General features: G+C 54.4%; 13 protein-coding genes and 1 tRNA gene. 11 read left to right on the top strand and 3 right to left on the bottom strand.

All coding sequences use genetic code 11. From position 1 onward, the window contains the following. Positions 1–308 precede the first annotated feature (308 nt). Complete coding sequence (locus tag V7665_RS06120; protein WP_335663648.1) at positions 309–1,451, bottom strand: helix-turn-helix transcriptional regulator; 1,143 nt, start codon at positions 1,449–1,451, stop codon at positions 309–311. A 94-nt stretch (positions 1,452–1,545) separates the two neighbouring features. On the opposite strand from V7665_RS06120, the gene cysD reads away from it, so the two are divergent. From cysD to V7665_RS06100, 4 genes are all read left to right on the top strand, one after another. Beyond that, on the top strand, positions 1,546–2,442 hold the full coding sequence (gene cysD / locus V7665_RS06115) for a sulfate adenylyltransferase subunit CysD (RefSeq protein WP_442955182.1): 897 nt from the start codon (positions 1,546–1,548) through the stop codon (positions 2,440–2,442). Continuing rightward, positions 2,442–4,349 carry a sulfate adenylyltransferase subunit CysN gene (gene cysN, locus V7665_RS06110; protein ID WP_335663646.1) on the top strand — a complete coding sequence of 636 codons (1,908 nt, stop codon included), beginning with the start codon at positions 2,442–2,444 and terminating at the stop codon, positions 4,347–4,349. The genes cysD and cysN overlap by 1 nt, the downstream gene beginning before the upstream one ends. After that, positions 4,346–5,092: a 3'(2'),5'-bisphosphate nucleotidase CysQ gene (locus V7665_RS06105; protein WP_335663645.1), complete on the top strand. Its 747-nt coding sequence runs from the start codon at positions 4,346–4,348 to the stop codon at positions 5,090–5,092. The genes cysN and V7665_RS06105 overlap by 4 nt, the downstream gene beginning before the upstream one ends. A 226-nt stretch (positions 5,093–5,318) precedes the next feature. Continuing rightward, positions 5,319–5,780, top strand: a complete 462-nt coding sequence (locus V7665_RS06100; protein ID WP_335663644.1) for a class I adenylate-forming enzyme family protein — start codon at positions 5,319–5,321, stop codon at positions 5,778–5,780. Between the two features lie 157 nt (positions 5,781–5,937). Here the strand turns inward: V7665_RS06100 and V7665_RS06095 are convergent. Then, positions 5,938–6,012, bottom strand: a tRNA-Gly gene (locus V7665_RS06095). A 223-nt stretch (positions 6,013–6,235) separates the two neighbouring features. Between V7665_RS06095 and V7665_RS06090 the strand changes: the two genes are divergently transcribed. The 3 genes from V7665_RS06090 to V7665_RS06080 are packed head-to-tail and all read left to right on the top strand — an operon-like array spanning position 6,236 to position 7,970. After that, positions 6,236–7,144, top strand: coding sequence for a tetratricopeptide repeat protein (locus tag V7665_RS06090; protein ID WP_335663643.1), 909 nt, complete (start codon positions 6,236–6,238; stop codon positions 7,142–7,144). Next, positions 7,141–7,761, top strand: coding sequence for an LON peptidase substrate-binding domain-containing protein (locus V7665_RS06085; protein WP_335663642.1), 621 nt, complete (start codon positions 7,141–7,143; stop codon positions 7,759–7,761). Before V7665_RS06090 ends, V7665_RS06085 begins: the two co-directional genes overlap by 4 nt. After that, the gene (locus tag V7665_RS06080) at positions 7,758–7,970 is read left to right on the top strand and encodes a Trm112 family protein (RefSeq protein ID WP_335663641.1); all 213 of its coding nucleotides are present in this window, start codon (positions 7,758–7,760) and stop codon (positions 7,968–7,970) included. The genes V7665_RS06085 and V7665_RS06080 overlap by 4 nt, the downstream gene beginning before the upstream one ends. Before the next feature lie 103 nt (positions 7,971–8,073). Here the strand turns inward: V7665_RS06080 and V7665_RS06075 are convergent, their stop codons facing one another. Further along, positions 8,074–8,274, bottom strand: a complete 201-nt coding sequence (locus tag V7665_RS06075; RefSeq protein ID WP_335663640.1) for a hypothetical protein — start codon at positions 8,272–8,274, stop codon at positions 8,074–8,076. Positions 8,275–8,881: 607 nt separating this feature from the next. Here V7665_RS06075 and V7665_RS06070 point away from each other — a divergent pair. From V7665_RS06070 to V7665_RS06055, 4 genes are all read left to right on the top strand, one after another. Then, complete coding sequence (locus tag V7665_RS06070) at positions 8,882–9,403, top strand: helix-turn-helix transcriptional regulator (RefSeq protein WP_335663639.1); 522 nt, start codon at positions 8,882–8,884, stop codon at positions 9,401–9,403. A 57-nt stretch (positions 9,404–9,460) separates the two neighbouring features. After that, entirely contained in the window at positions 9,461–9,829 is a 369-nt protein-coding gene (locus V7665_RS06065; RefSeq protein WP_335663638.1) for a hypothetical protein, read from the top strand. A gap of 295 nt (positions 9,830–10,124) precedes the next feature. Next, a complete protein-coding gene (locus V7665_RS06060) occupies positions 10,125–10,880 on the top strand; it encodes a JAB domain-containing protein (RefSeq protein WP_335663637.1) in 756 nt (251 codons plus the stop codon). 160 nt (positions 10,881–11,040) lie between these two features. After that, on the top strand, positions 11,041–12,568 hold a 1,528-nt coding region (locus tag V7665_RS06055), incomplete at its 3' end, for a tetratricopeptide repeat protein (protein WP_335663636.1).

Genomic DNA, 12,568 nt, shown 5'->3' with positions numbered 1-12,568 from the left:
GGTAGCGCCTGTTTTTTGACAGAGTGTGCAGTTGCACTCGTGGATGAAGTTCGGACGCTTTGCAATTCGCACATTTACGAGACCGCAATGACAGAAGAGACTTAACATCTCACTGCCTCTACCAAGTGCGCCGTTCTCTGACTAGCATAATGTCCGAGAGCCGCTGATGTTGTCGTAAAAGCGGACTTTCCGGAATCCACCCAATTGCTGCCATTCATCCAACGCGATTGTGGTTTCGTCTCCCTGGCCAATTCAGGCCGAAGGAGCTGATTGAAAGGAAGCACCGAACCATCTCGTGCGGATTGGCATCAGATCACGGATATGCTGACCGAATCCTGTCCTTCGGAACCCTGAGCATAAAACGACGGATCTTCGAGTTCGGCAAGACCGTTCGCCAGAATATATCTGACGAGATCCGCCTGCCCCCGTGTTCCGGTCTTGGCGAAAATCTTTTTTGAATAATTCCGCACGGTTTCGATCGTAAGGCCCATCTGTTGAGCAGCCTCGGTCAATGATGCTCCGTTTGCCAATGCGTTAACCAGTCGCGCTTCGCTGGGGAGTAGCCCCAACAAGTCCACCAGCATGCCAGCATTTTCCGGAGGAACCCGGCTCTCTCCGTGCAATGTGGCAATTGCCACAGGCTTTCCGTGCCACGCAAACTCCGAAGTAGAAAATGGCGAAATATGCATGTGCACGATGGGAACGTCGCTGATCCGAATGGCCGATGAATGCTCAGTATCAGCGGTGGCACAGCGATCAAGGATATCCGTCAATGCCAATTCGGCTGCGCGATCTGCGATGGCCATTCGATCGCCTTTCTGGCTAGCAAGAATGCGAAGGCCGGGCCATCGGTCCGGGCGACCGGTTGCCGCTTCTACAATGAAGCCCGAACGATCAAGCAGGAACCATCCCAGGCCAGTCTTTCCTGCCACACTGGCTGATACCGACGCACGGAATCGTTCACGCGCCACGATCGAAGCTGCCTGTGCACTTGTCTTGAGATAAGGAAAAAGTCTTCGTAAAATAGCTCCATCCGCTGCGCCGAATTCGACACGACCGAAGATACCGATCGTGACTGCGAGCGCATCAGAAACAATGACGCGCATCGCCTGCAGGGAACTCGTATCAAGCTTGTCGAGCGCCGCATCCATTTCCGCGCCTGAACCCAGATCTTTCAACTCGGAAGCCGAATATATCCGTTCGGGACGAAGCTGGTCGGAGAGAATTGTACCCAGTGCATCGGAATCGATAGATACCGGCTGTCCATTTGGCATCGCGTTGACGATATGTAACGCATCGGAAGAACCCGGCATTTCAAAAATCATCACAGCAAAACTAGCATTTGCCATGCCTGCGATTCCGGCCAGGAACTCGGTCCAGCCGCATTTATCGACCACCGCCTTCTGCAAGCTAAGCAGCAATGCGGTTTCTGAATTTCCTGGGAAAGCCATGCATCGGGCATATACCCTCCCATATGGGAGGTCCACAGAAGAATTTTCTCTGGTCAATATGTTCCCAACAAATGAGGAACGGACATTGACGGCAATAACATTAACCCATCTGGAGCGGCTCGAAGCCGAAGCGATCCACATCATGCGCGAGGTTGTGGCGGAGGCAGAAAAGCCGGTAATGCTCTACTCGGTCGGCAAGGATAGCGCGGCGATGCTCCATGTCGCCAAAAAAGCTTTTTATCCTGCGCCGCCACCATTTCCATTGCTCCATGTTGATACGACGTGGAAATTTCAGGATATGTACAAGCTGCGCGAAAAAGCTGCTGCGGATGCCGGGATGGAATTGCTGGTTTACAAGAATCCCGAAGCGATCGAACGCGGGATCAACCCCTTCGATCACGGCGGCCTGCATACCGATATGTGGAAAACCGAAGGGCTGAAACAGGCACTCGACAAATATGGCTTCGATGCGGCCTTTGGCGGCGCGCGTCGCGACGAGGAAAAAAGCCGGGCCAAGGAACGGATATTTTCCTTCCGTTCGACCAATCATCGCTGGGACCCCAAGAACCAGCGGCCCGAACTCTGGAAGCTGTACAATACCCGTAAAGCCAAAGGCGAAAGCATTCGCGTTTTCCCGATGTCCAACTGGACGGAACTTGATATCTGGCAATATATACATCTGGAAAACATCGAAATTGTCCCTCTCTATTTTTCGGCCAAGCGCCCGACGGTCGAACGCGACGGCATGCTGATCATGGTCGATGACGACCGCTTTCCGCTGAAAGAGGGCGAAACGCCGGTCGAGCGTTCGATCCGGTTCCGCACATTGGGCTGCTATCCTCTAACGGGTGCGGTGGAAAGCACCGCCGCAACCTTGCCGGAAATCATCCAGGAAATGTTGCTCACGACGACGTCGGAAAGACAGGGGCGTGCAATCGACCATGATTCTTCGACATCGATGGAAAAGAAAAAGCAGGAGGGATACTTCTGATGACCGATACCATTTACAAAACCGACGCGCTTATCGCCGAGGATATCGACAGCTATCTGGAAACGCATCAGCACAAATCACTGCTCCGCTTCATAACCTGCGGGTCAGTGGACGACGGCAAATCGACGCTAATCGGGCGGTTGCTTTACGACAGCAAGATGATTTTCGAAGATCAGCTCGAAGCGCTGCAAGCAGATTCCAAATCGGTTGGCACACAGGGCCAGGAGATTGATTTCGCGCTGCTGGTGGATGGTCTTGCCGCCGAACGGGAACAGGGGATCACGATCGACGTCGCCTACCGCTTCTTCTCTACCGAAAAGCGCAAGTTCATCGTCGCCGACTGTCCCGGACATGAGCAATATACCCGTAATATGGTGACCGGTGCATCGACCGCCGACCTTGCCGTCATCCTGATCGACGCACGCAAGGGAGTGCTCGTCCAGACCCGGCGGCACAGCTATTTATGCAACCTCGTCGGCATCAAGAATATTGTTCTGGCCGTCAACAAGATGGACCTGATCGATTATGATCGGGCCAAATATGATGCGATTGTTGCCGAATACACCGCTTTCGCCACCGAAATCGGCATCGACAATTTCACCGCCATGCCGATTTCCGGCTTCAAGGGTGATAATATTACCGAAAATTCGGCAAACACTCCCTGGTATAGCGGTGAGCCACTGATGGCGCATCTCGAGACGGTCAAGCTCGACTTGGATGCCAGTCAGTCCAAACCGCTGCGCATGCCAGTTCAGTGGGTCAATCGGCCCAATCTCGATTTTCGCGGATTTTCCGGCCAGATTGCGACGGGAACGGTAAAGCCGGGTGATGAAGTCCGCGTCTTGCCTTCGGGAAAAACCACGACCGTGAGCAAGATTGTCACGCTCGGCGGCGATCTTGAAGAAGCGGTAGCCGGACAATCGGTCACGCTGTGCTTCGATGACGAAATAGATTGTTCGCGCGGCGACGTAATCGCGACGGCGGACAATCCGCCCGAAGTGTCCGATCAGTTCGAAGCAACCATCGTCTGGATGGATGACGATGCCTTGCTCCCTGGCCGTGCATATTGGCTCAAACTCGGTACGCAGATGGTATCCGCGACGGTGCAGGAACCGAAATATAGCATCGACGTCAATACGATGCAGCATATGGCTGCAAAAACGCTCGATCTGAACGCTATTGGCGTAGCCGAAATTGCCACGGACAAACCCATTGTGTTTGAGGCCTATGCTGACAATCGCACATTGGGCGGCTTTATCCTGATCGACAAGATTACCAACGCCACGGTTGGCGCGGGCATGTTGCATTTCAGTCTTCGCCGGGCGCAGAATGTCCACTGGCAGGCGACGGATATCACCCGCGAGGCCCATGCCGATCTCAAGAACCAGAAGCCCAAGGTACTCTGGTTCACCGGTCTGTCAGGCTCCGGCAAATCGACCATCGCCAATGAGGTTGAAAAGCTTCTCAACATTATGAACCGTCACACTTTTCTGCTCGATGGCGACAATGTGCGGCACGGACTCAATAAGGATCTGGGATTTACCGAGGCGGACAGGATCGAAAATATCCGCCGTGTTGGCGAGGTAGCGAAACTGATGACCGATGCCGGTTTGATTGTGCTTACCGCCTTCATTTCTCCCTTCCGCGCAGAACGCAATATGGCGCGCGCGATGCTGCCGGAGAGCGAATTTGTCGAAATTTTCGTCGATACGCCTCTGGAAGTCGCCGAGAAACGCGATGTAAAAGGGCTATACAAAAAAGCGCGCGCTGGCGAACTCAAGAACTTCACCGGCATCGACAGTCCTTATGAGCCGCCCGAAAAGCCCGACATCCGGGTCAATACTGTCGAAATGACCCCGGTCCAAGCAGCCGAATATATTATCCGCCAGATCGCGCCGCTGAAATGAAGGACAAAATAATCGAGGATGATGCTGCCCTTGCCTCCCATCTCGCTGACACGGCCGGCAAGCTGTTGCTGCGAGTGCGCGATAGCGGGCTTCTGACGGGTAAGGCGCTGGGCAAAGCGGGCGATGAAACAGCGAACCAGTTTCTGATCCACGCGATTGCGCAGCAGCGTCCCGACGACGGCCTTCTTTCCGAAGAAAGCAAGGACACCGAAGCGCGCTTGTCGAAATCGCGCGTGTGGATCATCGATCCGGTTGATGGTACCCGCGAATATGGCGAAGGCCGGACCGATTGGGCGGTGCATGTCGCGCTCGCCATCGACACCGTTCCCGCGATCGGAGCCGTGGCCCTGCCCGGCCTTGATCTCGTGCTCCGTTCAGACCAGCCAAACAGGATACCGCTGCCGCCCGAAAAGTTGCGCATGGTAGTCAGCCGGACCCGCCCTGCTGCCGAAGCGGTTGCTGTCGCGAAAATTCTGAACGCTGAACTCGTCCCGATGGGCAGTGCTGGCGCGAAAGCCATGGCGGTGGTTCGCGGAGAAGCCGATATCTATCTCCACACTGGCGGCCAATATGAATGGGACAGTTGCGCTCCTATAGCAGTTGCGGCGGCGCATGGACTGCACGTCAGCCGCGTCGACGGCTCGCCACTGGTATATAACCAGCGCGACGTATACATGCCGGACCTGTTGATCTGCCGGAAGGAACATGCCGATCCTGTTTTTGAGGCACTCGCAGGACTTTAGCGGCTTCGCCTATCCCGCCATTTTTCAATGAGTGATATCCCGTCATCAACCATTATCGTCGAACCGGTGATGAATGTCTCGATTACTTGACTAACACGCTAAGACATTTTCCTGATCGAGACTTCCTCCGCCACGGCGACGCGGTAGCGATATTCGGCGGGGCTGATAAATGGCGCACATAATTGCTTGCATGATTGATAGTTGTCTCGTCTGACTGGCGATCGAAATGAACCTTTTCGATTATTTGACTCACAATTCACGCAGTTTTCCTGAAAAATTGGCGATTGCTCACGGTACGGCACCATTCGCCAGTTGGCGTGAATTACGACAGCGAGCGGAGAAACTGGCGAATGGCATCGGACTTCCGCCAAGCTCTCGTGTGGCAATCGTAAGCAAGAATCGTCCGGAATATATTGAGATATTATTTGCCTGCTGGGCCGCTGGCCTGGTCGTCGTTCCGATAAACGCGAAACTGCACAGGCGCGAAGTCGGCGAGCTGCTCGAATGTAGCAAGGCGTCGATGGTATTTGTGTCCGAAGAAATCGAGACGTGTCCGGACTGGAACGCAACGGTTATTGGGAGCGATGCATATGAAACATTATTGTGCAACGAACCAAGAGAGCGGGCATTGATACCGCCACAAGATCGGCGATTTTACCGTCCCCTCCCCCTTCCGACGAATTGCTAGATTAATTGGCAGCCCCTCTTCTAAGCAAATGGAGATAGAAAATTCCAATATAGAGCGGACCAGAATATCAGCCTATTTAGCATCGTATTTAGTGGGGATAACGGGGAGGTGTATATTACCACCCTCATCTCAATCACTCGTAAGTCATTGAAAAAACTGGAGCGGGCGAAGAGATTCGAACTCTCGACCCCAACCTTGGCAAGGTTGTGCTCTACCCCTGAGCTACGCCCGCTCGGCGTTGCTGCGAGACCTGGGTTATTCGCTTGGTCAGCAGCACATTGAGGCGCGCGGTTAGCATGGGTTTTTACACCCCGCAAGCCCCAATCATCCTATAGTTGGCGGCAAATGCAAAATTATCCTTGGCATTGGCGCGCAGGACCCCACATAAAGCCCTCTAGATGAATGATTTGGGCGCAGGTCCGGGCATCGACCCGGCGCCATAACAGGAGCATGATGTGGCAACAGCAGGACTGACAGTCGAAGAACAAAAAGCGGTAGAGGTTTTCCAGCGCGAGGTCGTGACACCGAGCATGGACAAGCTCGTCATCCTAGATTTCTGGGCAGAATGGTGCGGGCCGTGCAAGGCGCTGACGCCATTGCTCGAAAAGGTCGCAGCGCAATATGCCGACAAGGGTGTGGTGCTCGCCAAGATCAATGTCGATGAGAATAAATTTATCGCCGCGCAATTCCAGGTGCAGTCGATCCCGACCGTCTATGCAATTTTCCAGGGCAAGCCGGTCGCCGATCTGACCAGCGCGCGCAGCGAGAGCCAGCTGACCGGCGCGCTCGACCAGCTGCTCGCACAACTGCCGGTCGGCGCTGGTGCGGAACCGGAACAGGACATAGCGCCGTTGCTGACGATGGGCGAGGAAGCGCTGGCTGGCGGCGATGCCGAGCGCGCCGCCGGCATTTTTGCACAAATTGCCGAAATGGCACCTGACAATGCAGAAGCCCTTGGCGGACTGATTCGCGCGATGGTTGCAGCGGATCATCTAGAGCAGGCGGAAGCAGCGCTCGCCGGGCTGCCAGAGGAGCTCAGCAGTGACCCCGCGATCGAACGGGCGCGGACAACCTTGCAACTGGCCAAGGACAAGCCTGACGCGGGCGCGCTGGAGGCACTGAAGGCCGCCGTCGCCGCCGATGACAAGAACCATCAGGCGCGCTTCGATCTGGCCAGTGCGCTGATCGCCACCGGCGATCATGATGGCGCGGCAGAGCATCTGCTGACAATCATCGCCGCCGACAAGGAATGGAACGACGGTGCAGCGCGGCAGAAATTGCTGTCGCTGTTCGAAATGGTCGGCCTGGAAGACGAATGGGTGTCCGCGACCCGCCGCAAGCTCAGCGCGGTGTTGTTCGGATGACCGAAACCAAACGACTCTCCATCTTCCCATTGGCGGGAGCGTTGCTGTTTCCCGGCATGCATCTGCCCTTGCATATATTCGAGGAACGCTATCGTGCGCTGATCAATGACGCGATGGCGCGCGACCGACGGATTGGCATGATCCAGCCGAAGGAAGCGGGCAAACACCCTGCCCTGTTCGATGTCGGCTGCCTCGGCAAGATTATCGACATCGAGGCGCTGGAAGACGGCCGCTTCAACGTCGTGCTGGAAGGCGTGGCGCGATTCCGGATCGTCGAGGAGATCGACGCCTCCACCGCATTCCGGCAGGTTCGGGCCGAGATCGAGGATGATCGGGAAATGGACGAAGTGCTGGCCAGCGCCGAACGCGCGGCGCTGGAAATCGAATCCCGCAAATTTGCTGAATTACAGGGCTATCAGGTTGACTGGGACAGTATCGGACGGCTCGACGACATGGCTTTTGTCAACGGCATCGCGCAGATTGCACCTTTTGATGCGGCGTCGAAACAGGCCTTGCTTGAAGTCGACGGTCTGGCCAATCGCGCCGAACTGATCATCCAGCTGTTGCAGTTTTTCGGCCGGCAGGATGGAGACGATGACCGAGTCACATTACAATGAACGATGGGCCAATCAACAATGGACCAGTGAGCCACGAGAAGCGGGCAATCGATCCCGAATTGCTGAAAATATTGGTCTGCCCGATGACGCGGACAGCGCTGCTCCATGATGCGGACGCGCAGGAACTGATCAGCGAAGCCGCTGGCCTGGCCTATCCGATACGGGATGGCGTTCCGGTCATGCTGGTCGAGGAAGCCCGGCGATTATAGGATCGCAGGCCAGCGACTTCCCAGAATTGCCGATGATGACCCAGCCAGGTTGATGTTCAAGATGCGGCTGCAGCCTTGCTGGCGATGGGAAAGCCGCTGATCGTCAGCCCTTGTCACTTTTCATAACCTTAGGAGCCGCTTCCGCACGGGACGTCGGCGCATTTTGATCATTTTCCGCAGCGCTGAACGGCGCCAAGATAATCGCCAGGACCAGACCAAAAACAATCGAACCCCAAGTCACAAGATGGCCCAGAAACAGTTCCTTGTCTCTCGAGCTCAGGCTTTTCTTTTCAATTTTTATCATAAGATTTATAATTTTCACTCTACGCAACTCAACACAACTTACTTCAACTCAACTCGTTCGGCCCAGCCATGGATATCATCTCCGGGTTGACCCAATCATGGGAGACGAAGGATCAACCCGGATCTGATTGCCCAAAGAAGTGAAGCGGGTTGAATCACTTCTGCTGGACCAGCCTGAAAACCCATTGCAGCGGAGGAATATTGACCAGAATATTCCCTTCGCTCCAGACAATGGCCGTTCACAGAGAGGCGGACTTGAATCCCGGGGGACCAGAACCTTGGCACCGCCGCTCCGAACGAACCATCGACAAGGGCTTCTTGCCGAACGACCATATGTATGAGCCGATCTGGCGATATTCTCGAGTTTCAACCCGTATCACCGGCCCGGCGAGGGTTACACGTTAATATTTCCGGCGGAAAACTGGCAAAAATTCAACAAAATTGGCAAAATATTTTCGGATTTTATTTGGTGTTTGTAGCGGTAACATGAGATTTAACCCAATCGTAACCAGATAAAATATATTTTTTATGCAGTCGGATTCGGCAGTTTGCCATTATGTTGTCCATAAATTTTTGCCAAATGATCGCCCCTGACATATGATGTTACAATGACCAGAATATCTTGCGATGAACTGAACGAGAACGAGAAGGAGGCACTGCGCCTGCTTTTGCAAGGTCACGATGCCAAAACCGCGGCCCAGGAAATCGGCGTGACGCCCAACGTAATCAACGAACGGCTGCGGTCGGCGCGCCAAAAGCTGCAGGTCACAAGCAGCAAGGCCGCAGCACGCATGCTGGCTGAGCATGAGGGATATGAACCCAAATTTTTTGTGCCCAAGAATATTGGGATTGCGCCAAAGCCCAAATCCGGCGCAATTTATCCCCTGCCTGGACAACAGGCAGCGTCACCGGACAGGGTCAGGGAAGTGCAATCGACATATCAGTCTTATGCCGCTTTCTCCAAGCCGCTTCTGTCGGTGCCGTTTCGCAAGCAGGGAGAATTGGGTAATGATCTAAGCAAAGAATCGCGAATCTGGGCGATCGCCGACCTGTCGGTCAAGCTCGCCTTTGCATTCGCCTTTGTCTGCCTTGCAGCCATGCTTGTCAGCAGGTTGATCAACCCGAACTAATTCCTGTAATTTTGGCCACTAGTCGACGTCGGTGTCATCCGGCGTCTGGAGAGTCACATGTTGAATCAACGTATCGAAGCCGCCCGCCCCATTGCCAAAAAAATCCATGAGGTCGAAAAATCCCTGAATTTAACCATGGTCCAGATGGGTGAACTGATGAGCAGCATTGCTGCTGCCCGACTCGCACCGGGTACACGCTTCTCCCTGACCGCCGGAATGGATGCATCCGAAAAACTGATTGCCGCAGCGGCGCAGACAGCGCGCTGTTATCGGGACGTCGTCGAAGCCCATGCACATCTGGCAGAAGACCAGGAAGATGCCGGATTGCGCACCGTTAGTTGGGGTGATGTTTTCGAATGTCCACCAGCACAGGCAAAGGCCAAAGATGAAACATCAAACCCGCTTCGGATCGTTGAAAGCGCCTAACAAGGCAGCAGAGACTTGACCGCACCTCACTTATTTGGTCCGGTTAGGCAATGTCCCGTATCGATTTTTTTCTCTCCCTCTTGGTGGTCGTTTGTTTATATTCGGCCATCAGGGGAGGGCAGCCCGAAAAACGGGCTGTGATGATATTGATTGTCGGAATTACACTGACAATCCTTGCGCCGTCTGCGTCATTGCAGAGATTTACGCATCCCGAAGTAGGCATTCTGATTGTCGATTTGGCAATGTTGTTCGCATTTGGAATGCTGGCGCTACATGCAGAAAGGTATTGGACATTATGGATATGCTCCATGCAGGTTATTCAGGTTCTATCACATATCCCGTTGATGCTTATCCCGGAACTTCTTCCCCGAGCCTATTATCTAATCGCGGCAATCTGGGCCTATCCGATGCTAATCGTTTTGACTGCCGGCACTTACCGCCATCAACAGCGCCTTCGGCAATTCGGGGCCGACAGATCCTGGAGCGACTTTTCGAGCTTACAAAAATAGACAATGCTGCAAGCGTCGCTGAATCATTGATCGCCGAATATGGCTCATTTGGAGCCGTATTGTACTCTGATTCCCGAATCGCCAAAAGCAATCCTGGCCGCGCCATCCTGTCTCTGGTGCGCGAAGCAATGCTGGTCTCCTCCAAGGACAGGATGCTTGACCGCATCTGTCTGTCCAAGGCCGACGACGTAATCGAATATCTTATCGTCGCCATGGCGCGGTTGCCGATCGAAGAAGTGCGGGTATTGTTTCTGGATAGCAAAAACCGCCTGATCAGCGATGAAGTCGTCAGCAGGGGCACGATTTCAGAAGCACCTATCTATCCGCGCGAAATTTTGAAACGCGCGCTCGCGCTGGACGCAACGGCCCTGATTCTTGCTCATAATCACCCGTCGGGGGATCCAAATCCGAGCGAAGGCGATATAGAAGCCACCTCCCGGCTGCTCAAGGCTTCAGAAGAACTCGGGTTGACCGTTCATGATCATATAATTGTTGGCTGTGAAGGCTGGATCAGCCTGAGGGACTGGGTAGTGTTCGAGTGATCATTATGCTCGTGCAGAATATAATTATGTCTGGTAATGATCTAGTCAAAGGGAGACGGGAATAATGTCCTCACCGATTTCGGATGAGCGACGAGCCAAGCTGCTCCGCGCAGAAACACATATGCTTTTGCAATCACCGGATTTTATTCGCTCTCCAGTCATGTCACAACTGTTGAGCTATCTGGTTGAAGAGGCCATTTCCAACCCTGGCAACCCACCCAAGGCCTATCAGGTTGCTGTGGACGGTCTCGGTCGTTCCGAGGATTTTGACGTTCAGGCGGATAGCTATCCACGCGTCCAGGTGGGCCGACTGCGCAAGATGCTTTCCGCCCATTATGCCGCTCGCAACAGCGCGAAACGGTTGCATATCCCGATTGGCCATTATGCCGTCGAGATTGAGGTTGATGATGAGCAACCGGAAGAAAAGCGTAGTGATGCAGGACCGGTCGATATTGGTCTAGATGTCCCCCTACCAGCCAAGACTGATCAGGATCGGTGGTTTAACAGACGGCAGACGACGCTCGTGTTCGCCGGCTTCCTGCTCATCATCGGGATCGGCCTGATCTGGTTGCTGAACACCGCCAAGCCGGAGCCATCCAGCATTGCAACGGCTTCGGATCGTTATATCCTGCCACCGAAAATCTATATTGCGAGCTCACCACAAGAATCTCGGGAAACAACCAGCGGCAGAAACTCGGATATCCAGCATTTTTTTGAAGAGGCCTTTGCCAGTTCGTCGCAAGTGCGTCTGGCGGTAGCGGGTGGGCCTGACATCATCCCCGAACAGGGGCAGGACGCCTATCTATTCGAAAGCCAATTGGTGACCGGCCCGACCGGTCCCGAAGTCAATTTTTCGCTAACGTCGTTGACACAGAACGAGACAATCTGGTCGACTACAATAGAGATGCCAGACTCAGCTGCTGACTATCCCGAAAAACTCGGGCCAATCGCGAGCCGCGTCGCCAGCATTTATGGCGCAATCGCTACCGACCAACGCAAACGCCTGCCCGACAACGCCATGATTGGCTATTCCTGCCTTCTGCGGTTCAACAGCTACCGGGCCAATCGCGATTCCGAATTATTGCCGATTGTCGAATCATGCATCAAAAAGTCGCTGGCGGCCGACCCTCTGGATAGCGGGATTCTGGCGGCAGCCTCGTTCCTCGCCTTCTTGCGGGAACAGGCAACCGGCAGAGAGCCGGATCCCGAGGCGGGATTGGAATATGCGCGCCGCGCGATGGTTCGTGGCAGAGAAGATGCATCGGCAAACTTCGCTCTCGCCCGATCCAGCTTTTTCAACGGCAATTGCAGCCGGGGCAAGGAATTCGCCGAAAAAGCCACTCAACTGGACCCGTATGAAGCAACCATTCAGGCGCAGACAGGCGCGTATCTGTTCGCTTGTGCCGATCCGGATGCGGTCAAATATCTGAGGCGCGCAATCGCTTTGGACCCGCGCGGTTCGATCGTTGCAGAGACAGCGCTGGTGCTGACCTTGCTGGTAGAGGGCAAGGACAAGGAAGCGCTGGAATTTGCAGAAAGAATTGTCCCGTCCAGCACCGGTGTCGGTCCCTATTATGACATTGCCATGGCTATGGTCTACGCGAAAAACGGCCGAATTGAGGACTCACGGGCATCATGGGACCGACTGGTTACAGCCTATGGCAGCGATAAGGATGAAAGTCAGGAAC

The organism is Parasphingorhabdus sp., assembly GCF_036964675.1.
Classification (GTDB): Bacteria; Pseudomonadota; Alphaproteobacteria; order Sphingomonadales; family Sphingomonadaceae; genus Parasphingorhabdus.
This window is presented reverse-complemented; position numbering and strand designations above follow the sequence as displayed.